The organism is Kitasatospora sp. NPDC048715 (genome assembly GCF_043198905.1).
GTDB classification, from domain to species: Bacteria; Actinomycetota; Actinomycetes; order Streptomycetales; family Streptomycetaceae; genus Kitasatospora; species Kitasatospora lactacystinica.
This window is the reverse complement of the sequence record NZ_JBICVH010000025.1, coordinates 78,806-101,703: the sequence shown is the minus strand read 5'-3', so window position 1 is coordinate 101,703 and position 22,898 is coordinate 78,806. Positions and strand designations below refer to the sequence as shown.

The following is a 22,898-nucleotide window of genomic DNA, read 5'->3' as shown; positions in this document are numbered from 1 at the left end:
GCGATCGGGCGACAGCGCGGTGCATACTGTCCCGCTCACTCTCGCGAGGCTCGTACCGGTGATCGTCCGTCCCGGGCCGACCCGCCGGTCCCGCAGTCGGGAACCTACCGCCGTGCGCCCCGCGCACCCCGCCCGCCACTCGCGAACCACCCGTGCGACATGTGTCCGACGGCCCTCGAACAGTGGCATCGGCGGACGGGTCCCACCGGCCGACCGTCGTACCGCCCGACGATCCGGCCGCGGGAGGACGACCCGGCCGGGCGAGGGACCCCGGCGAGGATCCCGGAGGGATCCGGGCGAGGGATCCGGGCCGGGAGGCACATCCATGAGGAGGGGTGATCCGCCGGGAACGGTTCCGTTCTTGCCGCAATCGCCCCCGGCGCCGCCCGGCCGCAAGATACCGTTGGGTAAGCCAGCGAACCCGGTCAGGAGGGTGGTTCCCGATGGCCACCCCGGAGCGGACCCCGCGCTGGGACGAGCAGTTGCAGCGCCGCCTCGCCCGCGGCGAGGAGACGGCGCTCGGCGAACTCTACGACCAGCTCGCACCGATGGTGCACGGCCTGGCCGGACGGATACTCGCCGACCAGGCCGCCGCCACCCAGCTCACCCGGGAGGTCTTCGCCCACGTCTGGGAGCACCCCGAGGACTTCGACCCCGACCGGGGCACCCTGCGCTCCTGGCTCGGCGCGCTGACCCACCACCGCGCGGTCGAACGGCTGCGGGCCCGGCGGGCCGCCGAACTCGCACCGGGCGCGGAGGCCGAGATCCGCGCCGTGGCCACCGCCGCGAGGATGCAGTACGTGGTCGACTCCCTGCCCCAACCCCTGCGTGAGACCATCGCGGTGACCTACTACGACGGCCGCACCTACCGCGAGACGGCCCGACTGCTCGGCATCAGCGAGCAGGCCGCCAAGCAGCGGATGCGGCTCGGTCTGGAGCTGCTGGCCACCGAACTGGCCGACGAACGCGCCCGCCAGGACGGCACCGGGGACGGGAACGGGGAGACGTGAGCGGCACTGAGGAGCGGCACGACGCCCTGCGCTCGATGCTCGGCGCGTGGGCCCTCGGCGCCTGCCCGGCCCGCGAGGCCGCCGAGTTGGAGCAGCACCTGCGCGACTGCCGGGAGTGCGCCGAGGAGGCGGCCCGGCTGCGCGAGGCGGCCGGCTGGCTCTCCCTGGACGAGCCGCTGGACCAGCCCGGCTCGCTGCGCCAGCAGGTGCTCGACTGGTGCCTGGCCCGCCGGCCGGCCCAACTGCCCGTCCCCGCCTGGGGCATGCCGTACACGGCGGAGACCGCCAAGCTCGACGCGCTGCTGCGCGACCTCGGCCCGGAGGAGTGGCAGGAGGTGGCGGAACTGCCGTGGCACGGCGGCACCGAGCGGCTGCGCCCGGCCGAGGTGCTGGGCCACCTGACCGCGGTGGACGGCTTCCTGGCGCTGGCACTCGGCCTGCCCGACCCGGTGCCGGCCGCTCCGGGCCCGCCCGCCGCACCGACCGGGCGGCGGGTGCCCCCGCAGGAGCCGGCCGCCGGACCGTCCGTGCCGCGCGTCCCGCCGCAGGGCGGCCGGTACGCCGGGGTCACCGCGCGCACCGCCCGGCTGATCACCGACCAGGCCGGCCTGGCGCCGCAGTCGGTGCGCTCCCGCTGGCGGCGGCAGGCCCACGACCTGGTGCGCAGCGCCGCGCTCGTGCCGCAGGGCAACACCCCGGTCGACTACGGCTTCGCGGTGCTGCCGCTGCGCGACGCCTTCGTGGACCGCGCCTTCGAGTGCTTCGTGCACGGCGAGGACGTGGCCCGGGCGGTCGCCTACCCGTACGACCCGCCGACGCCGCAGCACCTGCGGCAGATGGTGGAGCTGGTGGTCCGGCTGCTCCCCCGGGCGCTGGCCGGGCTGCGCGCGGCCCGGCCCGAGCACGCCTGGGCGCCGGGTGCGCCGGAGGGCGGGGCCCGGACGGCCCGGCGGGTGCGGCTGATGGTCGACGGCCCGGCGGGCGGCGAGTGGCTGATCGCCCTGGACGGCGACGGCGCCGCCGTCGGCAGCGGCGGGCCGCCCGGCGGGGAGCCGGTGGCGTCGATGGTGCTGGACGGCCTGGAGCTGTGCCAGCTGGCCGCCGCGCACCGCGACCCGGACCGGCTGCCGGTCGGCGAGCACGGCGACCGGGCCGCGGTCCGCGAGGTGCTGCACGCGCTCCCGCTGCTCTCCCGGCCGTAGCGGCCCGCCGTCCGCGCGAACGCCTACGCGAAGCGACCCGCGCGGAGCGGTTACGCGGAACGACCCGCGCGGAGAGCGGTCACGCGAAGACGACCGTACGGGTCCCGTCCAGCAGCACCCGGTGCTCGCTGTGCCACTTCACCGCGCGGGCCAGCGCCTGGCACTCGACGTCCCGGCCGAGCGCGACCAGCTGGTCGGGGCTGACGTCGTGGGTGACCCGGGCCACCTCCTGCTCGATGATCGGGCCCTCGTCCAGGTCGGCGGTGACGTAGTGCGCGGTGGCGCCGATCAGCTTCACGCCGCGCGCGTGCGCCTGGTGGTACGGCTTGGCGCCCTTGAAGCTCGGCAGGAAGGAGTGGTGGATGTTGATCACCCGGCCGGACAGCTCGGTGCACAGCCGGTCGGAGAGCACCTGCATGTAGCGGGCCAGCACGACCAGTTCGACGTTCTCCTCGGCGACCAGGTCGAGCAGCCGCTGCTCGGCCTCGGCCTTGGTGTCCTTGGTGACCGGGATGTGGTGGAACGGGATGCCGTAGCTCTCGGTCAGGTCCCGCAGGTCGGTGTGGTTGGAGACGACCGCGGCGATCTCCACCGGCAGGGCGCCGATCCGGGTGCGGTAGAGCAGGTCGTTCAGGCAGTGCCCGAACTTGCTGACCATGAGCACGATCCGCATCCGCTGCTCGGTCGGGTGGATCTGCCAGTCCATCCCGAAGGAGGCGCCGATCGCGGCGAAGCTGGCCCGCAGCTTGTCGGCGGTGACCGGCTCGGGGGCGGAGAAGTGCACCCGCATGAAGAAGAGCCCGCTGTCACCGTCCCCGAACTGCTGGCTGTCGATGATGTTGCAGCCGGTCATGAAGAGGTAGCTGGAGACAGCGTGGACGATGCCCTGCTTGTCGGGGCAGGACAGCGTGAGGACGTACTGGGCGCTGACCGGCTGCTGTTCCACTGGGAGTTTCCCGTTCTGAGGTCGTGACGTGCGTGGATGGTCCAGCGTGTCACATCCCGGACACCCGCCGCCCCGCTGCCCGTACTGCGGGACGGCGGCGGTCCGGCGGGTCAGAGCCGGGTGAGGATGCGCAGCACGTCCAGCGACTTGGGCGACGCGTCCGGGTCGTCCCCGTCGCCCGAGGCCAGCACGACGTGCGCCTCGCGGGCGGCCCGGACGGTCTCCGGCCAGCCGGGGTGGCCGAGGTAGGCGGAGGCCGGCGCGTCCGCACCGACCTCGTGCAGCATCTGCACGGCCCGCAGCACCGCGACGTCCACCAGCGCGGCCTCGGCGGAGTCTCGTAGGACCGTCCCGATGTACTTCTCGGCCGACCAGCGGTCCAGCCAGGTGTCCTCGACGAGGCGGTAGACGGCGTCGGTCACGTCGCCGTACCCCTCCCGGCCGGTCAGCCAGGTCTCCTGCTGGAAAGCGGGGTCGGACAGCATGTGCAGCGCCGAGCGCAGTCGGGCTCGCCAGCGCCACCAGGGCAGGTCGTTGAGCGGCATGCCGCCCATCGTGCTGGAGCGGTGACCCGGACGAGAAGGGTTTCGGGCGGACCGATACGAAGAATCTGTGCTGGCGGACATGGTGAACGATCGTACGTTCCCCCTCTGTTCGTGCTCCACTCGCGATCTACACGCGTACCACTCCGGATTTCGGCGGCCGTTCGCCATCCGTTCGCATTTCTGCCCTCTCGGCTTGTGACGCCGGGGCTTGGCTTGCTCCGGTGCGCCGGAGTGCGCCCCAGAGAGGGAAAAGCGATGACCAGCCGAAGGGACTCCTTCCAGGCCCGTCCCCCGATCGTGCGGCGCCGCCGCCGACGCCCGATCGCAGCCGCCGCCACCGCCGCGGCCCTGCTCCCCACCCTCTTCTCGGCCTCCGCGTGCGGCGGACCGGCCGATGCCTCGACCACCGGCGACGACCTGACCGTGATGACCTGGGCCCCGGCCGGCACGGGCTCCGCCGACCGCCCGGGCATGACGGCGCTCGCCTCCGCCATCGGCCAGGACGTCAACGCCAAGGGCGGCGTGAACGGCCACCGGCTGCGCGTGATCACCTGCAACGAGCACAACACCGCGGACGGTGCCCGCGCCTGTGCCCAGCAGGCGGTGGACGCCAAGGTGGTCGCCGTGATCGGCTCCTACAGCCAGTGGGGCGAGGCGTTCATGCCGGTGCTGGAGCGCGCCGGCATCCCGCTGATCGGCGGCTACGGGCTCTCCCAGCCGGAGTTCTCCAGCCCGCTGTCCTACCCGGTGGACGGCGGCATGCCGGCGCTGATCGCGGGCAACGGCCGCCAGCTGGTGGACGCAGGCTGCCGGACCGTCTCCCTGGTCCGCCCGGACACCCCGGCCGGCGACAACCTGCTCGGCTACCTGGGCACCGCCCTGCGGCCGGCCGGGATCAAGCTGACGGACGTCAAGGCGCCCGAGCAGTCCTCCGACTACACCCCGGTGATCCGCAAGGCGATCGGCAAGGACGAGCCGGGCAACTGCATCACCAGCGCCCTGGCCGCCGAGCCGACCGGCAACCTGCTGGACTCCTACCGGCGGCTGAACGCGAAGAACACCCGGATCGCCTCGGTGATCGGCAGCGTCCAGCAGTCGGTGGTGGACTCCACCGGCGGCGACGCCGGCCCGCTCGGCGGCGCCTACGTCACCAGCTGGTACCCGCCGGAGTCGGCGAAGATCTGGGACGGGCTGCGCGCGGTGGTGCGCACCGACACCACCGGCGGGCACCCCATCGACGTCTCCGACCCGGGCGTGCAGACCACCTGGGTCGCGTACGAGGTGTTCCGGACGGCGGTGCAGAAGCTGGCGGAGGGCGGCCGGACGGTCACCCCGAAGACGGTCTCCTCGCTGCTGGACAGCGGGGAGGGCATCGACGTCGGGATCACCCCGCCGCTCAACTGGGGCACCACCAACATGCTGCCCAGCGGCGGGTCGCCGCGGCTGGTGAACACCTGGGTCACCTACCAGGTGGTCAAGAACGGCCGGATGACCCTGCAGCAGCCGGGCTTCGTGGACATCCGCTGGGCGCTCACCGGGGGCCGTCCGCCGGCCTGACGCGGACCGCCCGGGGCGAGAGAGAGGGACGGGCCTTTGCGGCCCGTCCCCCTCGTCGTTCAGGAGCCGCTGTCCCTCGTCGACCGTCGTCGCTCAGAGGTCGCCGTCGCTCCGGTTGGGCAGTCCGGTCTGGGCGGCGATCGCGTTCCAGAGCGTGGCGGCCTGCTTCTTCGCGGTGGTCGCGGTGCCGCTCGCCTGGACGGCGTTCTTGTAGTGCTGGTTGTCCTGCTTCTTCGCGTCGCAGGAGCCCTGCGCGTCCTGCGCCCAGAGCGCGTACTCGTCGTCGGCCTGGGCCGAGGCCGTCCAGGCCGCGTTGAGCTGGTCGACCAGCTGCTGACCGCCGGGCAGCTTGTCGGCCTTCAGCTGGCCGAGCTTGCTCTGGAGCTCGCGCCGCTTGCCGGCCGCGGCCGTCAGCGCCTGCTGGGACTCGGGCAGCTTGTCGCACTTCTGCACCGAGGCGACCGCGGAGACCACCGAGCTGCGGCTGTCGCTCGCGGTGCCCAGCAGGTCCGACAGCGGCTGCGCCTGGGCCTTGACCTCCGGGTCGACGGCCGCGCCGGAGCCGCTCGCGCTCGGCGCCCCGGGGGTGGTGGTGGCGCCGGCGGTGGCGGCCGCCGGGGTGCTCTTCTTGTCGTCCGTGGTCTCGTCGCCGCCGCTCATCAGGACGGCGACCAGGATGCCGGCCGCCGCGCAGCCCGCCACCACGCCGCCGATGATCAGCTTGTTGGACGAACGTCCGCCGCGTCCCGAGCCGCCCGCCCGGGTCGCGTCGGGCCCCTGGTCGTACCCCTGGCCGTAGTCCTGCCCCTGCTCCGGGGCGTAGCCCTGGTGGTGGTCCTGGGCCGGGTAGGCCGGCTGCGGCTGGGCGGCCGGCGGATAGGCCTGGTACCCCGGCGCGGGCTGCGGCTGCGGCTGCGGGTAGCCGGGCTGGGCCTGCGCCGCCGGGTAGCCGGCCGCCTGCGGGTCGCCGGCGGGGTACGGCGGCAGGTACTGGGTCTCCGGAGCCGGATCGGGCTGCGGGGCACCGTACCCGGGCTGCGGCGCGCCCCACGGGGCCCCCTGCCCCGGCATCGGCCGGCCCGGCAGCGAGTGCCCGGGCATCGACTGGCCCGGCGCCGGCTGCGCGGGCATCGCCTGGGTCGGCAGCGCGTGCGCGCCCTCGCCGAGGTACTCCGGCTGCCCGGACGGCTGTCCCACCGGCGGCACGGCCGAGTGGGCCTGCGGCTGGCCCGGCTGGCCCGGCTGCCCCTGCGGCTGGCCAGGCTCGGGGCGGAACAGGTCGTCCAGGTTGAAGTCACCGGAGTTCGGGTACGAGCGGCGCTGACTCAACGCGATTCCTCACCTGTGCAGGACCGCGCACTGACGGCGGACCACATCTCGTCGGTTCTTGGGAGCATCACAGTTCCTTGGACGTCGCGCCCACGCTACCGGTTCGCCTCACCGGGTGACCACGTGGGCGGGACATCCGTCACGCTCCCTGCACAGACGATCCGCGACCGCCCAGGGCCCGGGCCGCCCCCGGGCCCGGGGCGCGGAGGCGGGCCCGCGCCCGGGGCACGGAAACCGGCCCGGCACGGCCTAGGCCGCCTCGGCGTCCGCGCGGGCGTGGAACTCCCGGACCACCCGCTGCTCCCGGTAGGGCTCCAGCCGGCGCCGGAACTCGTCCAGGTACTCCACGCCCCGGTTGGACCGCAGCCCGCTCAGCAGCCGGACCGCCTGGGCGCCCGTCTCGCAGGCGCGTTCCAGGTCCCGCTGCTGGAGCTGGGCGGTGGCCAGCAGGACGAGGTCCACCGCACGGCGCCGGACCCGGGTCGGCGGGTGCAGGTCGAGCGCCCGGCGGGCGTAGTGCTCGGCCTGGCCGGCCTGCTCCAGGTCCCGGTGGCAGTGGGCCAACTCGTCGGCGAGGTAGGCGTCGTCGAAGTGGGCGATCCAGTCCGGGTCGTCCTCCGGGCGGCGCCGCTCCATCATCTCCAGGGCCCTGGCCGACACCGTCTCGCAGGAGCGGGCGTCACCGAGCAGGGCGTGGCCGCGGGCCTCGGCGGCGTAGAACATCGCCATCGCCGTCGGGGTGGCCACCGAGCGGGCGCCCTCCTGGGCGGCGCGGGCGAGTTGGGCGATCTCCCGCGGGTTGCCGAGGGTCGCCGCCAGGTGGCTCATCGAGGCGGCCAGCACGTAGCCGCCGTAGCCGCGGTCGTCGGCCGCCTGGGCCAGCCGCAGTGCCTGGATGTAGTAGCGCTGGGCGAGGCCGGGCTGCCCGGTGTCCACCGCCATGTAGCCGGCCAGTTCGGTCAACCGGGCCACGGCGGCGAAGAGTTGGCGACCGGTCTCCTCCCGGTAGGCGCCGCCGAGCAGGCCGGAGACCACCGAGTTGAGGTAGTGCACCACCACCGGGCGCACATGGCCGCTGCCGAAGCGGTGGTCCAGGTCGACCAGCATCGTGGTGGTCGCCCTGATCGCGGCCACGTCGGTCGGGCCGACCCGGGGGCCGCCGGCCCGCGCCACCACCGGGTCCGGCGGGGTGATCAGCCAGTCCCGGCTGGGTTCCACCAGCGCGGAGGCGGCGACCGTCGCGCCGGTCAGGAAGTCCCGCCGGCCGACGTCGCTGCGCCAGAGTTCGCAGACCTGCTCCAGGGCGGCACCGATGGTCGGCGCGAACTGGAGCCCGATGCCGGAGCTCAGGTTCTTGCCGTCCGCCATGCCGATCTCCTCGACCGACACGCTGCGGCCGAGCTTGCGGCCCAGGGCCTCGGCGATCACGGCCGGCGCCTGCCCGCGCGGCTGCTGCCCGCGCAGCCAGCGGGCCACGGAGGTCTTGTCGTACCGAAGGTCCAGCCCGTGCTCGGCACCGCAGAGGTTGACCCTCCGGGCCAGGCCGGCGTTGGAGCAGCTGGCCTCCTGGATCAGTTGCTGCAGACGCTCGTTGGGCTGTCGTGCGACGAGTGGTCTCGCGGCCATTGGGCTTCGCCTCCCCACACCCTCCGGTCCCGGCCGGCGGGCGACGATTCTGCTGATCTGTTGCCGACTGTCCGACCGTCCAAGGAATCTGACACCAGGTTAGCGATCAGCAACGCCAGCGGGATACCCACGGTGACGAACCGCACCCCCCTTGCGCCCTGGGAAATGCTCCTGTGCGCCCCCACTGCGCCTGCCCTCGGCCCCACCAACTCGGTCGACTAACCGGAACGGGTGACATTGCCGGGATGCACCCAACCGGGCGCCATCGGGCCGTAACCAGCCTCACACACGGTAGTTGAGTACCCCGTGGAAGACATCCCCGACGCCTCGGACCGGAACGAGAAGGCCGCTCCACCCCCCTTGCTCGTCGAAGCCGTCGGCTACGCCGAGAACCGCCACTGGGAGGTGGCCCCGGGCGCCTGGCTGATCGACGACGGCGGCGGCGGTGTCCGCTGCTCCTGCGGGGACCGCCGCTGCACACTGCCGGGCGCCCACCCGCTGGACGCGGACTGGGCGCGGACGGCGAGCGCCGGTCCCGGCGCGGTGCGGAGCTGGTGGACCGACCGGCCCCGGGCGTCGATCCTGCTGCCCACCGGGCGCTCGTTCGACGTGCTGGACGTCCCGGAGACGGCCGGCTGCCTGGCGCTCGCCCGGATGGAGCGGATGGACCTCCAGCTCGGCCCGGTCGTGGTCCAGCCCGCCGCGCCCGGGCGGATCGGGCGGCGACTGCACTTCCTGGTCCTGCCCGGGGCCGCGGCCAGGCTCCCGGAGATGCTCCGCCGGCTCGGCCGGCCGCCGGGCCGGCTGGACCTGGTCGCCCGGGGCGAGGGGGACTGGACGGTCGCCCCGCCGTCCCGGATCGGCTCCCTCGGGTACGCCCAGTGGGCCCGCTCCCCCTCCGCGCTCAACCGCTGGCTGCCGGACGCCGCCGAGGTGATCGGCCCGCTCGCGTACGCCTGCGCCCGAGAGACGCCCCCGGTCCGCGCCGGCCGGGCCGCCCGGCCGGCGCCGGTGGGCTGAGTTCCGCCGTTCCGCCCGGCCCCTCCAACGGCCGCCCTCCGCCGATCGGGTGAGGGTGCGCACCGCGCGACACAACGCGCGCGAGTGACGGGCCTTGTCTCCCACCGGGGACGGGGCCCGTCATACGCATGTCCGGATAAGGCTTCCGTGTACCCGCTGGTCAACGGGAGAAGCCCCTCGTACGAGTGACGGCACTCAAGGATTGCCATGATCGGCCGAGGGGAGGAATTGCGGTGTGTGGGGACGCCGGCAGGGGCGCTCGGACGGGGAAGCCGGGCGGCGGCGACGGAGGGGAAGCGGGAGGGGAACAGGAGGGGACGGGAGGGAACGGGGAGGCGAGCGGGCCCGCTGCACGTGGAGCAGCGGGCCCGCTCGGCTGTTCGCGTCCGGTGCCTCAGGCCTGGGCGACGAAGACGTGCTGGGCGATGTCCTTGCCCAGCTCCGCCGCGTTGTCCCCGGTGCCGACCAGCACGCCGCCGACGCCGGCGCTCACCTTGACCGTGGAGCCCGGCCGGACACCGGCCCGGCGCAGGGTGCTCATCAGCGCGCTGTCCGTCTGGATCGGCTCGCCGATCCGGCGGACCACCACGTCGGCCCCGGCCTCGCCCGGCTTGACGGTGTCCAGCGGGACGAGCCCGGCGTCGAAGCCCTCGCCCTCCGCCTTGGTGTCGCCCAGCTCGTCCAGGCCCGGGATCGGGTTCCCGTACGGCGACTGGGTGGGGTGGCCGAGCATGGCGAGCACCTTGCGCTCGACCGTCTCGCTCATCACGTGCTCCCAGCGGCAGGCCTCCTCGTGCACCTGCTCCCACTCCAGGCCGATCACGTCGACGAGCAGGCACTCGGCGATGCGGTGCTTGCGCATGACGCGCACCGCGAGCCGACGGCCCTCCTCGGTCAGTTCGAGGTGGCGGTCCCCGGCGACCTGGAGCAGCCCGTCGCGCTCCATCCGGCCGACCGTCTGGCTGACCGTGGGGCCGCTCTGTTCCAGGCGCTCCGCGATCCGGGCACGCATCGGGACGATGCCCTCCTCCTCCAGCTCCAGGATGGTGCGAAGGTACATCTCAGTGGTGTCGATCAGCCCAGACATCGCCGCTGGCTCCGTTCTTCGGTGTCCTCACCGCCAATTCTGACGTACCGGACCGACAACCGGGCCCGCCCCGGGGCTCCGGAGGCCCGTTTTGTTCCTGTTGACAACGATGCCACCGGGGCGCGACCGTGCTCGCCGAAGCTTTCTCCACCGGCGGTCTGGACCACCCGGACCACCCCACCCGGCCGGAATCCCCCACCGGCAGAGAGCGAAGGCAGCAGATGAACGACCTGGTCGGCCGGTACTTCGACGCCGCGATCTCCCACCTCCAGCGGGTCCGCGAGGAGGAGGCCGACACCATCGAGGCCGCCGCCGCGCTGCTGGCGGAGGCGATGACCGAGGGTCGCCGGGTCTTCACCTTCGGTGCCGGGCACTCCGCGCTGCCGGCCCAGGACGTGGTCTACCGGGCCGGCGGACTGGTCCCGGTGAACCTGCTGAACGTGCCCGGGACCGCCGGGGTGACGGTGATGCCCGCGCCGCTGTCCAGCGCGCTGGAGCGGGTCTCCGGGCTGGCCACCGCCACCCTGGACCTGACCCCGGCGACCGCCGGGGACCTGCTGTTCGTGATCTCGCTCTCCGGCCGCCAGGTGATGCCGGTCGAGCTGGCCCGCTACGCCCGGGACCGCGGCCTCAAGGTGGTCGGCGTGACCTCGCTGGCCTACCCGCGGGAGGTGCCCTCGGCGCACCCGACCGGCACCTACCTGAAGGACCACTGCGACGTGGTGCTGGACAGCAAGATCGCGGTCGGCGACGGCGAGCTGAGCCACCCGGGCGCCGAGACCACCTTCGGCCCGGTCTCCACCATCGTGACCAGCGCGCTGATGCAGGCCGTGGTCGCCTCGGCGGTCGGCCGGCTGGCCGACCGGGCGGCCGCCGGGGAGTGCCCCGCGCCGCCGCTGTTCCGCTCCGGCAACGTGCCGGGCGGCACCGAGTGGAACGCCGAGCAGATGGCCGAGAACACCGAGCGGGTCTTCTACACCTACTGAGCGGCACCCGCCGGGCCGCACCCGCCGGCCGCGCGCACCGGCCGCGCGCACCGGCCCGCACTCCGCCCGGCCGCACCGGCAGGTCGCCCGCGCACATCCGCCGGCCGGTGCGCGCCCCCGCCACCTCCCGCACGCTGGGTACCGGCCCGAACACGGGGAGTACCGGACAACCACCGGGGCTTCCCGGCCACATCCGGCCGCCCCGGCCGTCACCAGGCGTACCGGCGAGTCCCCCGGGGCAGGAGAGCGGTGCGACCGGAGCGACTGGTGGGGGCCGAACATGGCGTCTGTTGCGGGACGGACCGGGTGGGTGCGTGAGCGGGACCTGCTGCCCGAGTTCTTCTGGGCCGCCGACTCGGCGTCGCTGCGCGGGCAGCGGCGCTCGGTGCTGCTCTCCGCCTGGGAACTGGTCCTGCTGGTGGCCGCCGCGGCGACCGGCTCGGCCGACGGCGAGCCCTGGGCCTGGCCGGCTGCGGCCGCCTACCTCGGCGCGATCGTGCTGGCGGTGGTGATCAGCCGGCAGAACCCGCAGGGCCTCTGGTACGAGGGGCGGGCGGCCGCCGAGTCGGTGAAGACGCTGGCCTGGAAGTACGCCGTCCGGGCCGACGCCTACCAGCCCCCGCCGCGCGCCCTGCCGGACGCCGAGGGCCTGTACCGCTTCCAGCTCTCCGGGGTGCTCGGCGCGTTCCGGGACAGCCCGGTGGCCGTCCCGGACGCCGGGGTGGAGATCACCCCGGCCATGCACGACCTGCGCGGCCAGCCGCTGGCGGTGCGCCGCGAGGTGTACCTGGCCGAGCGGATCCAGCTGCAGCACGACTGGTACCGCGCCAAGGCCCGCTACTGCGCCCGCGCCGGGCACTGGGCCGGGGTGCTGGGCGTGCTGCTGCCGGCGCTCGGCCTGGTGCTCGCCCTGCTGCGGGCGCTCGGCGCGTTCAGCTACGACGCGCTGGGCACGGTCTCGGCGGTGGCCGCCTCGGTCGCCGCCTGGGCGCAGCTGCGCCAGTACCGGCCGCTGGCCGCCGCGTACGCCCTGGCCGCCGAGGAGCTGGCACAGATCCAGCGCCAACTCGCCCAGCTGGACCTGGAGTCGATGGAGGCCGAGGAGATCTGGGCCCGCCTGGCCCGGGACGCCGAGGACGCGATCTCCCGCGAGCACACCACCTGGCAGGCCCGCCGGGAGGTACGCACCACCACCGACCGGGAGCACGCAACCGACCCGGAGCACTGAGGAGGCCGCAGGTGTCGTTACGGATGATCAAAACGGCGGACGACCGCGCGCTCGCCGTCGAGTCCCTCGGCGACCCGCGCGGCCGTCCGGTGTTCCTGCTGCACGGCATGCCCGGCAGCCGGGTCGGCCCGCACCCGCGCAGCACCGTGCTGTACCGGCTGGGCGTGCGGCTGATCTCGTACGACCGGCCGGGCTACGGCGACTCGACCCGGCTGTTCGGCCGCCGGGTGAGCGCGGCGGCCGCGGACGTGCGGACCATCGCGGACGAGTTCGGGCTGGACAGCTTCGCGGTGCTCGGCCGCTCCGGCGGCGGCCCGCACGCGCTGGCCTGCGCGGCGCTGCTGCCGGGGCGGGTCAGCCGGGCGGCGGTGCTGGTCGGCCTCGCGCCGCGCAACGCGGCCGGCCTGGACTGGTACGCGGGGATGACGCCGTCCAACGTCCGCGCCTACCAGGAGGCCGAGCGCGGGCACGGCCGGATCGCCGACGCGATGGAGTTCCGCTCCCGGCAGATCAAGGACGACCCGGTCCGGCTGCTGAACGGGCTGCGCACCGAACTCTCCGCCGCCGACCGCGAGGTGGTGGCCGACAGCGGACTGCGGCGGATGCTCCAGAGCAACTACCGGGAGGCGTTCCGGCACGGCGCAGACGGCTGGATCGACGACGTGCTGGCCTTCACCGCCGACTGGGGGTTCGAGGTCGGGTCGGTCCGGGTGCCGACCTGGCTCTGGCACGGCGCGGACGACCAGTTCTCGCCGGTCGACCACTCCCGCTGGCTGGCCGACCACATCCCGGACGCCGAACTGTTCCTGGAGCCCGGCGCCGCGCACTTCGGGGCGTTCCGGGTGATGACCACCGCGCTGGCCTGGGCCGCGGGCTGGGGCGGCCCGGGCTCAGACCTCCACCGGCGTCAGGGGCGCTGAGCCGCCGAGCACCGCCAGCACGTTGTCCACCGCCAGGCCGCCCATCGCCTGCCGGGTGCGGACGGTGGCGCTGCCCAGGTGCGGGGCGAGCACCGCGCGCTCCTGGGCGAGCAGCGCGGACGGGACGGCCGGCTCGTGCTCGAAGTTGTCCACGGCGGCGGCGAACAGCGCGCCGGACTCCAGTGCGGCGGCCAGCGCCTCCTCGTCGACCACGCCCGCGGTCATGCTGACCACCACCGCACCGCGCGGCAGCAGGGCGAGGCGGCGGGCGTCCAGCAGGTGCCGGGTCCCCTCGGTGAACGGGCAGGTGACGACCAGCACGGTGGAGGTGGCGAGCAGGTCCTCCAGCGGCTTCCAGTCGGCGCCCTCGGCCTGACCGGTCGGCAGTTCGCGGCGGTTGTGGTAGCTGACCGGCATGTCGAAGGCGCGGGCCCGGCGGGCCACCGCCCGGCCGATCCGGCCCATGCCGAGCACGCCCAGCGGGGTGCCGGCCAGCTCCAGGCCGAGCAGGAAGTTCGGCGCCCAGGTCCAGGACGCGCCGGAGCGCAGCAGCCGTTCGCCCTCGCCGAGCCGGCGGGTGGCGGCCAGCAGCAGCGCCCAGGCCATGTCGGCGGTGGCGGTGGTGAGCACGCCCGGGGTGTTGGTGACCAGGACGCCGCGTTCGGCGCAGGCGGCCACGTCCACGTTGTGGTAGCCGACGGCGTGGTTGGCGACGACGGCCAGCTGCGGGCCGGCCGCGTCGAGGAACCCGGCGTCCACCCGGTCGTCCAGGGTGGTGATCACGGCCCGCCGGCCGCGGACGGCGTCCAGCAGCGCGGCCCGGTCCATCGCCAGGTCGGAGTCGTGGCAGGTGGCGGCGTGGTGCGCGGTGAGCCGTTCGACGACGCCGGGGGCGAGGCGCCGGGTGACCAGGACCGGGGGCGGGGTGCTCATGGTCAGGGAGCGTACCCCCCGGTCCGGCGGCGCGCCCTCGTCCGGCTGCCACCCCTGCTTCGGGTGCGCAGCCCTCGCCGGCGGCGCACCCCGCCCCCCTTCCCGGTCAGACCGGCTGCGGCTCCAGGTCGCGGTTGATCCGCTTCCAGCCCCGCGCGGAGACCGTGTTGGGGTGCTCCTCGCCGACCTGCCGGATCAGCTCGGAGATCGCCCGCGCCCTCAGCTCGGCCGCCTGGGTGTGCCGTCCGCCGGACCGCAGGGTGATCGCCAGGTTGGCCTCGCAGGCCACCGCGTCCGGGTGCTGGGCGCTGTAGCGGTCGCACAGCCCCTGGTACGCGGCCCGGCCGAGCCGCTCGGCGCGGTCCAGCTGCCCGTCGTCGCCGTAGGCGTTGGCCAGGTTGATCATCGCGTTGAGGGTGTACGGGTGCTCCGGCCCGACCGAGCGGGTCAGCCCCTCGACGGTGAGCCGGCCGCGCTCGATGGCGCCCGGGACGTCGCCGCTGCCCCGCAGGTAGATGCCGAGGTTGTTGGCGCAGGCCAGGGTGAACGGGTGCTCGTCGCCGAACAGCCGCCGGTGGCCCTCGAAGACGGTGGAGCAGAGGTCGCGGGCGGCCTCCTTGTCGCCGGAGGCGCTGTGGTCGGCGGCCAGGTTGAGCGCGCAGGCGAGCGCGTCGGGGGCGTCGGCGCCGTAGCGCTCCAGGTAGCGCTCGTAGGTCTCCTTGGTGATCCGGCGGGCCTCGGCGAGCTGGCCGATCCGGCGCAGCGAGACGGCCAGCGACTTGGCGTTGCGCAGGTTCTCCGGCAGGTCCGGGTCGAGCACGTCGCCGAGGTCGGAGGTGACCTCCTGGAGCAGGTCCACCGAGCCGCGGTAGTCGCCGAGTTCGCGCAGGTCGCGGGCCAGGTTGGACTTGGTGGACAGGGTGTAGGGGTGCTTGGGGCCGAGGACGGCGGTGCGCCGGTCGAGGGTCTCCTGGTCGAGTTCGCGGGCCGCCTCGCTGTCGCCGACCAGCCGGTAGTCGATCGCCAGGTTGTTCGCCATGGAGAGCGTGCGCGGGTTGTCGTCGCCGAACAACTCGCGGAACTGGTCGAGGATTTCGCGATCGAGGTCGAGCGCGGCCTGGAACCGGCCGAGCGCCCGGCGGTCGGCGCCGAGCGAGCCGGCCGTCATCAGGGTGTACGGGTGGTGCTCGCCGAGCAGGCCCCGCTGGCGCTCCAGGGTGTCCTCGTCCAGGGCCAGCGCCTCACCGTAGTTGCCCTGGGAGCGCAGCACGTTGGCGAGTTGGAAGCGCAGCAGCAGGGTCTGCCGGTCGTTCTCGCCGAGCTTGCCGGTCCACTCCACGTCCAGGGCGTGGCCGAGGTCGCGGGCGCGGTCGAGCTCGCCGCGCTTCCACAGGTAGCGGACCCGGTCGATGAGCAGCTGGCGGGTGTCCGCCTCGTCGCAGTTGTGCGCCTTGGACGGCGACAGGTGCGGCCAGATCTCGTCGAAGGCGGGCCAGTTGGCCGGGTCGTCGGTGTCGCCGAGGACGGGCCGGGCGCCGGTGAGGATGCGGTGCACCTCGTGGACGGCGATCTCCTGCTCGTCGGCGGTCATCCCGGCCCGGATCACCGCCTGGACGAGCCGGTGCACCTGGAAGCTGTTGCTGCCGGCGTCGACCTTGGCCAGCGCGTACCGGCCGATCGCCTGGATCACCTTGCCCAGCATGAACTTGTCGCTGAGGTCGGCGTCGAACTTCACCAGCGCCCGGATCATCTGGTCGCTGTAGAAGAGGTTCATCGAGATCGGCTCGGGCGCGAAGAACGCGCACAGCTGGAGCAGCCGGACGGCCGCCGGGGACTGCTGGCGCAGCCGTCCGATCGACACGTTCCAGGTCGCGGCGACCGGCGTCGGGTAGTCGGCCGGGCGGCCGACGGCCAGCGCGCGGGCGGCCTCGGCGTGCAGCTGGGAGACGTAGGTCTCCACCGGGGTGCCGGTGGTGTCCAGCCAGGCGGCGGCCACCTCGACTGCCAGCGGCAGGTCCCCGACCGCCTCGGCGACCCGGTCGGCGTCCGGGCGGGAGAGGCTGCGGGCGCGCCGGCACAGGTGCTCGACGCTCTCGCCGCGGGTGAAGACGTCGACCTCCAGCGCCTCGGCGTGCCCGGTCCAGGCCTGGTTGCGGGAGGTGACCAGGATGTGGCCGGAGCCGCCGGGGAAGAACCGGCGGATCTCGGCGGGCTCGTCGGCGTTGTCGAAGATCAGCAGCCAGCGCGAGGTGGGCACGCCGCGCCGCAGCGCCTCCCTGGCCGCCTCGGCGGCCTCGGTCACCGAGTCGCCGACCCGCAGGCCCAGCCGCCGGGCGAGTTCGGCCAGCGCCGGCGCGACCAGCTCGGTCTGCTCGGCGTCGATCCACCAGACCAGGTCGTAGTCGGACATGAAGCGATGGGCGTACTCCAGCGCCACCTGGGTCTTGCCGACGCCGCCGAGCCCGTACAGGGTCTGCGGGGTGGGCAGCACGGCCGCCATGCCGCCGCGCAGCTGGTTGCGCAGCTGCTCCAGGACGGCGGAGCGGCCGGTGAAGGAGGGGTTGCGCGGCGGGACGTCCCACACCGAGGGCTTGCTGCCGGGGAAGCGCGGGCCGCCGCTGGGCGCGTCGTCGAGCGGGGTGTCGCCGCGGCCGAGCGCGCGCAGCAGGCTCTGGATCGACTGCGTCTCGTCGCGGCCGACCAGGTCGACCGGGTTGCGGTTGCTGAACGGCGCGGTGAGCCGCACGTCGCCGACCCGGACGGGCAGCAGCTGGCGGCGGGTGCCGGAGGGGTCGGAGCTGACCACCGACTCCCACAGCGCCCGCGCCTGCGGGGAGCGCTGGTAGGCGGGCGAGAGCACGGCGACCGTCCGGTACGCGGAGTCGATGCCGCGCTCGGTCTCCTCGCGCGGGTCGGTGCCGGCGCTGAGGTCGCGCGGCAGCACCCGGAAGCCGGCCCTGGTCAGGACGGACTCGATCCAGTCCGCCCACATCCGGTCCTCGGGGACGTAGGAGAGGTAGAGGTCGGCGGGCACGGACGGGCGGCGGCGGGTGAACGCGTCCACGAAGCGCAGCCGCACCTCCTCGTCCACCGGCGGCAGGCCGGCCGCCCGGCCCTCGGTGATCATGGAGGTGAGCCGCTCGCAGGCGGCCAGCATCGAGGTGGGCGTGCCGGTCTGGTCGCCGAAGGTGGCGAGGATCTCCTCGTAGGCGTAGAACGGCCGGTACGGGATCTCCACCGAGCCCCAGTACTGGGCGAGTTCCTCGCCGTCGAAGCCGGCCGGCAGCCCGTCGAAGCGGACCCGGGCGAGGGCGCGGCCGGCGTCGGCCTTCTCCTTCTCGCCCTCGTCGATGCGCATCGGGACGGGCAGGATGCGGATCCCGCGCTCGCGGTAGCGGTCGTGGATGTGCTGGGCGATCCGGGAGGCACCGTCGATGGACTGGTCGCTGAGGGTGAAGCAGACCACCAGGTCGTCGGGCATCTGGACGGTGCAGATCTCGGCGATGTCGGACAGGCCGGTGCGGGAGTCGATCAGCACGTAGTCGTAGCGCTTGGCCATGTCGGCCTTGAGGGCGTCGAAGAACTGCCCGCCGTCGAAGCGGTCGTAGAAGATGTCCCAGTCGAGGTGGGTGACGGCCTCGGAGTAGTCCCGGTTGAACTGGCCCGCGGAGAGGAAGTCCAGGCTGCCGCCGGCCGGGAAGTGCGGCCAGGTGAGCGAGAGCGCGTGCGGGTGCACCCGGGCGAAGTCCAGGTGCCAGCCCTCGGCGTGCTCGACCGGGCGCAGCGCCTCCTCGCGGTACTCGGCGATCAGGTCCATCATCCCGGTGGTCCCGGCCAGCGAGGCCGGGTCGAGGAACGGGTGGAAGAACTTGGCGAGGCCGGGCGCCTCCAGGTCCCAGTCCACGGTGAGCACGCGGAAGCCGTTGGCGGCCAGGATCCAGGCGGTGTTGGCCAGCGCCATGGTGCGGCCGGTGCCGCCCTTGTACGAGTAGAAGGTGATGATCCGGCCGTTGCGGTCCTGTTCCGCCGCCTGCCGCTCGGCCTCCCGCTGGGCGGCCAGGTCGGCGGAGGTGAGCCCGCCGAGACGGAGGTTCCTGGTGCGGTTGTCAGTCATCGCGGTCCTCGTCCTCCCAAGGGCGCCATCCCGTCATCGGGTTCATCGCCGTCGTCGCGGTACGGGTCGTGCTCGCGGTGCGGGTCCTGCTCGCGGTGCGGGTCACGCTCACGGTGCGGGTCACGCTCGCGGTGCGGGTCGTCGCCGTTGTCCCGACGTCGGTGGGTGGTACCGGTGGTGCGGCCGGTGCCGTCGCCGTCGGCGCGGTCGTCGCCCCGGTCGTCCTCGAAGGGGTCCGCCGGGGATCCGTCCGGTCCGTACCCGCCCGGGCCGCGCCGGAACGCGTCCCGCAGGCTCGGCCGGGGCGGCGGCGGTTCCTCCGGTTCGGCCCGGGTGCGGCCCTCGAACGCGTACTTGGCCTTCATCGCCGCCCGGGGCAGCGCGTCGTCGAAGTCCTCCAGGGAGTGCAGCCCGGTCGGTCCGGTCGCGCCGAGGAAGCTCGGCCGGCTCGCCCGCCGGGTGATGCGCAGCGTCTCGTCGGTCAGGTCGCCCAGCTCGTCGGCGCGGTCGGCGCACTCCGGGTCGTCGCCGTTGAACGGCTCCAGGATGCTCACCCAGGTGGCGTCCGAGCGGTCGAAGCGCCGGACCAGCTCGCGCCGGCGCGGGTCGCGCAGCGCCCAGCGGTCGAGCAGCAGCAGGCCGGGCGCCTCGGCGTTGCCCCCGATGATCGACTCGACCTCCTCGTCGAACTCGTGCACGGTCGGCTGGAACCCCAACTGCCGGGCGAGGCGCGCCGCGTGCTGGGCGATCGGCGAGCCGACCGGCCGGTACGGGTGCCAGTCGGTGCGCCGCTCGCCGTAGTAGTCGGGGCTGCGGTCGGCGGGCAACTCGTTCTGGTGGTAGGCGAGTACGGAGATCCGCAGCTGCTTGGTCGGGGCGGTGACGTTGAACGCGCTCGGCAGGCCGTTGAATCCCAGCCGCCGCCCGACCGGGATCACCGTCTCCTCCGCGACCTGCACGATCCGGGCCGCCAGCCGGTGCACCGCCAGCTCGTAGGAGGAGCGGAAGTAGCTGAGCTTCATCAGGGCGTACAGGCCCTCGGTGGCGTACTCGGGCCCGAAACTCGCGTGGTTGAACTGGAGTTCACTGGCCACGTTCGGCAGCCGGTAGCGGCTCATCGGCGCCCACAGCACCGGGACGATGCCGCTGGTGCGCTCGGAGTCGAGGTTCGCCGGGTAGACCGGCCGGCGGGTGAACGCGTGCCATTCCTGGCCGCACGGAACGCTGTTGAAGTACCTCGGGGAGTACAGGGGCACGAACACCCGGCAGGTCGCCAACTCGTCGGACAACCGTTCGGCCCACAGCTCGCCCTGGTGCATGGACTCGTCCATGAAGCCGACCGCGGCCCCGTCCGGGACCGTGGTGAGCTGGAGCACCGCCTCGCAGAGGTCCCGGTACAACTGCCTGACCCAGTGGTTCGGGTCGCTCGCGCCCCGCGCACCGGCCTTGGGGGTGTGCGCGTAGGAGAGGAAGAAGTACGGCCGGGCGTCGTCCTCGTCCCAGCCCCGGTCAGTCACACGCGCCTCCCCCGGGCCCGTCGGCAAACCTGCCTCCCGCAGCCCCCGTGCGGCGGGGCTTCAGTGTAGGAACGACTGACACCCCAATGGAATAGCACAACGTCTCGCACGAATTGACATGACCGAAACGATGCCGCCGTCCGTGCACAGGGACCAGTACCCTCGATACGGCCGCCACGCACCACCAGGAGGGCACTCGTGGACCACCTCGACTGGCAGAGGTCCAGCACCAGCAGCGACAAGGATGACTGGATCGAGATCGCCTCCGAGGGCGACCACGTCTACATCCGGCAGTCCGACGACCCCACCCTCGTCGTCACCACCACCCGCATCAAGTTCAACGCCTGGGTGCTCGGCGCCAAGGCCGGCGAGTTCGACCACTTCGTCGCCTGACCCGCCCGACCCCGCCCGACCGGCACCCCGCCGGTCGGGCGCTCGGCTGTCCGGGCCCGCGGATCACCCCCCGTAGCGGGCGGCCAGGGCCCGTACCGTCCTGGCGATGCGGTCACGGAGTTCGGCCGGTTCCAGCACCTCGACGTCGGCGCCCAGCCGCAGGAACTCCCCGTGCGCGTGGTCCGGCGACTCGATCGGCACCCGGGCCTCCGTCCAGCCCTCGTCCGCGGCGGCGACCCCGAGGCGCCGGGCGCCCTCCGGGGTGAGCCGGACCAGCGCCTCCCCCGTGTGCAGCCGGGCCCGGAAGTCCGCGAGGTAGCCCGTCCAGTACGCGCCCAGGCCGAAGCCGTCCGGCACCGCGAACTCCTCGTCCAGCACGCGCAGTCCGACGACCTGGTCGACCCGGTACGTACGCATCCCGCCCGGACCGGCGGCGACCAGGTACCAGCGCCCGGCCTTGAGCACCAGCCCGTACGGCTCCACCCGCCGCTCGATCTCCTCCGGCGCCCGCCAGCGCCGGTACCGCAGCACCACCGCCCGCCGCTCCCACACCGCGGCGGCGACGGCGGCCAGGTGCGGGGTCTCGTCCGCCGCGCCGTACCAGCCGGGCGCGTCGAGCAGGAAGCGCTCCTGGATCCGCCCGGCGTGCTCGCGCAGCTCCGCCGGCAGGGCCGCCCGCAGTTTGAGCTGGGCGGCGGTGAGCGCCTCGCCGAGGCCCAACTCGGCGGCGGCGCCCGGGAGTGCGGCGAGGAAGGCGGCCTGGGCCTCGTCGGCGGTCAGCCCGGTGAGGCGGGTCCGGTAGCCGTCGACCAGCCGGTACCCGCCGGCGTGCCCGGCGTCGCCGTACAGCGGGACTCCGGCGGCGGCGAGCGCCTGGACGTCCCGGTAGACCGTACGGACGGAGACCTCCAGCTCCCCCGCCAGCTGCTCGGCGGTCAGCCGGCCCCGGTTCTGGAGCAGCAGGAGCAGGGCGACCAGCCGACTCGCGCGCATGCCGCCCAGTATCCACTGACAGGTGGTGTCAGGAGAGCACTCCTACGCTGCGGCGCATGAACGACTTCACACGCACCGGGGCGGCCACGGCATGAACCTCATCGTCGAACTCCGCCAGTACACCCTGCACCCCGGCGCCCGGGAGACCCTGATCGAGCTGTTCGAGCGCGAGTTCGTGACGGGCCAGCAGGCGGTCGGCATCACCGTCGGCGGCCGCTTCCGCGACCTCGACGATCCGGACCGCTTCGTCTGGCTGCGCGCCTTCCCCGACATGGCCGACCGGCGGCGCGCCCTGGAGGCCTTCTACGGCGGCCCGGTCTGGCGGGAGCACCGCGACGCGGCCAACGCCACCATGGTCGACAGCGACGACGTCCTGCTGCTGCGCGGCCCCGGATTCACACCGCATGCGGGCCGCCGCGAGGTCCTCGCCACCGTCTGCCACCCGGCCGCCTCGGCGACCGTCCACGGCGGCGCCTTCGACTCCTTCGCCACCGAACACCTGCTCCCGGACCATGCGTTGCACCGCACCGAGCACGCCGAGAACGACTTCCCCCGACTGCCCGTCCGCACCGGCGAGGACGTCCGCGTCTGGTTCGGCCCCGCCGAGCCGGCCCCCTGGCCGTCCCGGCGGCTCCGGCTGGAACCGGTCGGGCCGTAGCCGCCGGGTGCACGCCGGCGTGCCCGGTGCGCCCGCTCCCTCAGGGGTCGATGACGTTCGCCCCCGTGCCCCGGCGTGGGCCGGGGCACGCGGGACGAGGTCGGCTCACGCGCCGGCGTGCGCGGGCAGGGCGAGCCAGTCCGACCAGGAGATCCCACGGCCGAGGAAGCGGGGCCGCTCGAACGGCCAGTCGGCGGCGATCCACTGCGGCACCAGCGCGTCCATGGCCCGCTCGACCTCGCTGCCCACCAGCTCGTCCACCACCCACCAGGCGATCTCGCCGTCCGCACCGGCCTTCGCGGGCGGGTCGATGTAGACGCAGCCGAGCAGGGCCGTCTCGGCCGCGTCGAGCAGCGCGTAGTTGAAGGACTGGTGTGCGGCGATCTCCTTCTCGTGCCGCAGCAGGTCGGCCTGGTTGGCCTCGAACGTCATGGTGGCCGCGGGCCAGCCCCAGGCCGGACCGAAGAGGGTCCACAGCCGTTCGCGCGAGCCCATCACGGCCGGGTAGTCGAGCGGGGCATCCGCCTCCCGGACCGGCCGCAGGTGATGGGCCCCGCCCGGCAGCGGCACCTGGACGGGATGGACGAAGTCATCGGGAAGCCAGCTCATGGCGCCCGACCGTAGCACCGCACGGACGCCCGCCCTCCCGGATTTTCCCCGCACCGCCCGGACGTCCCGCACCCGCCGGCCCCTCCGCCGAAACACCAACCCCCGAAGTCGCGGGGGGGGGGGGGGGCGGGCGGGGGGGGCCCCCCCCGCCGGCGGGCGCGGGGGCGGGGGCGGCGCGGGGGGCCGGGTGCGCGGGGGGGGGGGGCGCGGGGGGGGGGTGCACGG

Annotated in this window: 19 protein-coding genes; 9 read left to right on the top strand and 10 right to left on the bottom strand. The window is 74.1% G+C overall.

The window, feature by feature from the left end; all coding sequences use genetic code 11:
• Positions 1 to 443: 443 nt before the first annotated feature.
• The gene (locus ACGFSC_RS37790) at positions 444 to 1,010 is read left to right on the top strand and encodes a sigma-70 family RNA polymerase sigma factor (RefSeq protein ID WP_359902191.1); all 567 of its coding nucleotides are present in this window, start codon (positions 444 to 446) and stop codon (positions 1,008 to 1,010) included.
• On the top strand, positions 1,007 to 2,212 hold the full coding sequence (locus tag ACGFSC_RS37785; RefSeq protein ID WP_359902188.1) for a zf-HC2 domain-containing protein: 1,206 nt from the start codon (positions 1,007 to 1,009) through the stop codon (positions 2,210 to 2,212). The genes ACGFSC_RS37790 and ACGFSC_RS37785 overlap by 4 nt, the downstream gene beginning before the upstream one ends.
• Before the next feature lie 79 nt (positions 2,213 to 2,291).
• On the opposite strand, the gene purU is transcribed toward ACGFSC_RS37785, so the two are convergent.
• Both purU and ACGFSC_RS37775 read right to left on the bottom strand, forming a co-directional pair.
• On the bottom strand, positions 2,292 to 3,158 hold the full coding sequence (gene purU / locus ACGFSC_RS37780) for a formyltetrahydrofolate deformylase (protein WP_359902185.1): 867 nt from the start codon (positions 3,156 to 3,158) through the stop codon (positions 2,292 to 2,294).
• 110 nt (positions 3,159 to 3,268) lie between these two features.
• Entirely contained in the window at positions 3,269 to 3,784 is a 516-nt protein-coding gene (locus tag ACGFSC_RS37775) for a hypothetical protein (protein WP_380351887.1), read from the bottom strand.
• Between the two features lie 174 nt (positions 3,785 to 3,958).
• Between ACGFSC_RS37775 and ACGFSC_RS37770 the strand changes: the two genes are divergently transcribed.
• Positions 3,959 to 5,260 carry an ABC transporter substrate-binding protein gene (locus ACGFSC_RS37770; RefSeq protein WP_359902179.1) on the top strand — a complete coding sequence of 434 codons (1,302 nt, stop codon included), beginning with the start codon at positions 3,959 to 3,961 and terminating at the stop codon, positions 5,258 to 5,260.
• Between the two features lie 93 nt (positions 5,261 to 5,353).
• Here the strand turns inward: ACGFSC_RS37770 and ACGFSC_RS37765 are convergent, their stop codons facing one another.
• Entirely contained in the window at positions 5,354 to 6,589 is a 1,236-nt protein-coding gene (locus tag ACGFSC_RS37765; RefSeq protein ID WP_359902176.1) for a hypothetical protein, read from the bottom strand.
• A gap of 249 nt (positions 6,590 to 6,838) precedes the next feature.
• On the bottom strand, positions 6,839 to 8,215 hold the full coding sequence (locus ACGFSC_RS37760) for a transcriptional regulator (RefSeq protein WP_359902173.1): 1,377 nt from the start codon (positions 8,213 to 8,215) through the stop codon (positions 6,839 to 6,841).
• A 306-nt stretch (positions 8,216 to 8,521) separates the two neighbouring features.
• Here ACGFSC_RS37760 and ACGFSC_RS37755 point away from each other — a divergent pair, with 306 nt between their 5' ends.
• On the top strand, positions 8,522 to 9,235 hold the full coding sequence (locus ACGFSC_RS37755; protein ID WP_359902170.1) for a bifunctional DNA primase/polymerase: 714 nt from the start codon (positions 8,522 to 8,524) through the stop codon (positions 9,233 to 9,235).
• Between the two features lie 394 nt (positions 9,236 to 9,629).
• Here the strand turns inward: ACGFSC_RS37755 and ACGFSC_RS37750 are convergent, their stop codons facing one another.
• Positions 9,630 to 10,322, bottom strand: coding sequence for a metal-dependent transcriptional regulator (locus ACGFSC_RS37750; protein WP_049649967.1), 693 nt, complete (start codon positions 10,320 to 10,322; stop codon positions 9,630 to 9,632).
• A gap of 221 nt (positions 10,323 to 10,543) precedes the next feature.
• On the opposite strand from ACGFSC_RS37750, the gene ACGFSC_RS37745 reads away from it, so the two are divergent.
• The 3 genes from ACGFSC_RS37745 to ACGFSC_RS37735 all read left to right on the top strand — a co-directional run bounded on the left by ACGFSC_RS37745 (position 10,544) and on the right by ACGFSC_RS37735 (position 13,456).
• Positions 10,544 to 11,308, top strand: coding sequence for an SIS domain-containing protein (locus ACGFSC_RS37745; protein ID WP_359902325.1), 765 nt, complete (start codon positions 10,544 to 10,546; stop codon positions 11,306 to 11,308).
• A gap of 310 nt (positions 11,309 to 11,618) precedes the next feature.
• Positions 11,619 to 12,536, top strand: a complete 918-nt coding sequence (locus tag ACGFSC_RS37740; protein ID WP_359902167.1) for a DUF4231 domain-containing protein — start codon at positions 11,619 to 11,621, stop codon at positions 12,534 to 12,536.
• Between the two features lie 23 nt (positions 12,537 to 12,559).
• A complete protein-coding gene (locus ACGFSC_RS37735) occupies positions 12,560 to 13,456 on the top strand; it encodes an alpha/beta fold hydrolase (RefSeq protein ID WP_359902164.1) in 897 nt (298 codons plus the stop codon).
• Here ACGFSC_RS37735 and ACGFSC_RS37730 read toward each other — a convergent pair.
• The 3 genes from ACGFSC_RS37730 to ACGFSC_RS37720 form a co-directional block, all read right to left on the bottom strand.
• Positions 13,427 to 14,389 (bottom strand): D-glycerate dehydrogenase, encoded by a 963-nt coding sequence (locus ACGFSC_RS37730; RefSeq protein WP_359902161.1) that lies wholly within the window; start codon positions 14,387 to 14,389, stop codon positions 13,427 to 13,429. The genes ACGFSC_RS37735 and ACGFSC_RS37730 overlap by 30 nt on opposite strands.
• 106 nt (positions 14,390 to 14,495) lie before the next feature.
• Complete coding sequence (gene fxsT, locus ACGFSC_RS37725) at positions 14,496 to 18,503, bottom strand: FxSxx-COOH system tetratricopeptide repeat protein (RefSeq protein WP_380351892.1); 4,008 nt, start codon at positions 18,501 to 18,503, stop codon at positions 14,496 to 14,498.
• Positions 18,500 to 20,020, bottom strand: coding sequence for a TIR-like protein FxsC (locus ACGFSC_RS37720; protein WP_359902158.1), 1,521 nt, complete (start codon positions 20,018 to 20,020; stop codon positions 18,500 to 18,502). Before ACGFSC_RS37720 ends, fxsT begins: the two co-directional genes overlap by 4 nt.
• 198 nt (positions 20,021 to 20,218) lie before the next feature.
• On the opposite strand from ACGFSC_RS37720, the gene ACGFSC_RS37715 reads away from it, so the two are divergent.
• Positions 20,219 to 20,413, top strand: coding sequence for a DUF397 domain-containing protein (locus ACGFSC_RS37715; protein ID WP_359902156.1), 195 nt, complete (start codon positions 20,219 to 20,221; stop codon positions 20,411 to 20,413).
• Positions 20,414 to 20,476: 63 nt separating this feature from the next.
• Here ACGFSC_RS37715 and ACGFSC_RS37710 read toward each other — a convergent pair whose 3' ends face one another.
• On the bottom strand, positions 20,477 to 21,406 hold the full coding sequence (locus ACGFSC_RS37710) for a YafY family protein (RefSeq protein ID WP_359902153.1): 930 nt from the start codon (positions 21,404 to 21,406) through the stop codon (positions 20,477 to 20,479).
• Positions 21,407 to 21,497: 91 nt separating this feature from the next.
• Between ACGFSC_RS37710 and ACGFSC_RS37705 the strand changes: the two genes are divergently transcribed.
• Positions 21,498 to 22,064 carry an NIPSNAP family protein gene (locus ACGFSC_RS37705; protein ID WP_359902150.1) on the top strand — a complete coding sequence of 189 codons (567 nt, stop codon included), beginning with the start codon at positions 21,498 to 21,500 and terminating at the stop codon, positions 22,062 to 22,064.
• 105 nt (positions 22,065 to 22,169) lie between these two features.
• Here ACGFSC_RS37705 and ACGFSC_RS37700 read toward each other — a convergent pair whose 3' ends face one another.
• The gene (locus tag ACGFSC_RS37700) at positions 22,170 to 22,673 is read right to left on the bottom strand and encodes an N-acetyltransferase (RefSeq protein ID WP_359902147.1); all 504 of its coding nucleotides are present in this window, start codon (positions 22,671 to 22,673) and stop codon (positions 22,170 to 22,172) included.
• Positions 22,674 to 22,898: the final 225 nt, after the last annotated feature.

Coding starts and splice junctions, on each gene's coding strand:
- ACGFSC_RS37790 (WP_359902191.1), top strand. CDS start 444: ATGGCCACCCCGGAGCGGACCCCGCGCTGGGACGAGCAGTTGCAGCGC.
- ACGFSC_RS37775 (WP_380351887.1), bottom strand. CDS start 3,784: ATGTCCGCCAGCACAGATTCTTCGTATCGGTCCGCCCGAAACCCTTCT.
- ACGFSC_RS37770 (WP_359902179.1), top strand. CDS start 3,959: ATGACCAGCCGAAGGGACTCCTTCCAGGCCCGTCCCCCGATCGTGCGG.
- ACGFSC_RS37760 (WP_359902173.1), bottom strand. CDS start 8,215: ATGGCCGCGAGACCACTCGTCGCACGACAGCCCAACGAGCGTCTGCAG.
- ACGFSC_RS37750 (WP_049649967.1), bottom strand. CDS start 10,322: ATGTCTGGGCTGATCGACACCACTGAGATGTACCTTCGCACCATCCTG.
- ACGFSC_RS37745 (WP_359902325.1), top strand. CDS start 10,544: ATGAACGACCTGGTCGGCCGGTACTTCGACGCCGCGATCTCCCACCTC.
- ACGFSC_RS37735 (WP_359902164.1), top strand. CDS start 12,560: ATGATCAAAACGGCGGACGACCGCGCGCTCGCCGTCGAGTCCCTCGGC.
- ACGFSC_RS37730 (WP_359902161.1), bottom strand. CDS start 14,389: ATGAGCACCCCGCCCCCGGTCCTGGTCACCCGGCGCCTCGCCCCCGGC.
- fxsT (WP_380351892.1), bottom strand. CDS start 18,503: ATGACTGACAACCGCACCAGGAACCTCCGTCTCGGCGGGCTCACCTCC.
- ACGFSC_RS37710 (WP_359902153.1), bottom strand. CDS start 21,406: ATGCGCGCGAGTCGGCTGGTCGCCCTGCTCCTGCTGCTCCAGAACCGG.
- ACGFSC_RS37705 (WP_359902150.1), top strand. CDS start 21,498: ATGAACCTCATCGTCGAACTCCGCCAGTACACCCTGCACCCCGGCGCC.
- ACGFSC_RS37700 (WP_359902147.1), bottom strand. CDS start 22,673: ATGAGCTGGCTTCCCGATGACTTCGTCCATCCCGTCCAGGTGCCGCTG.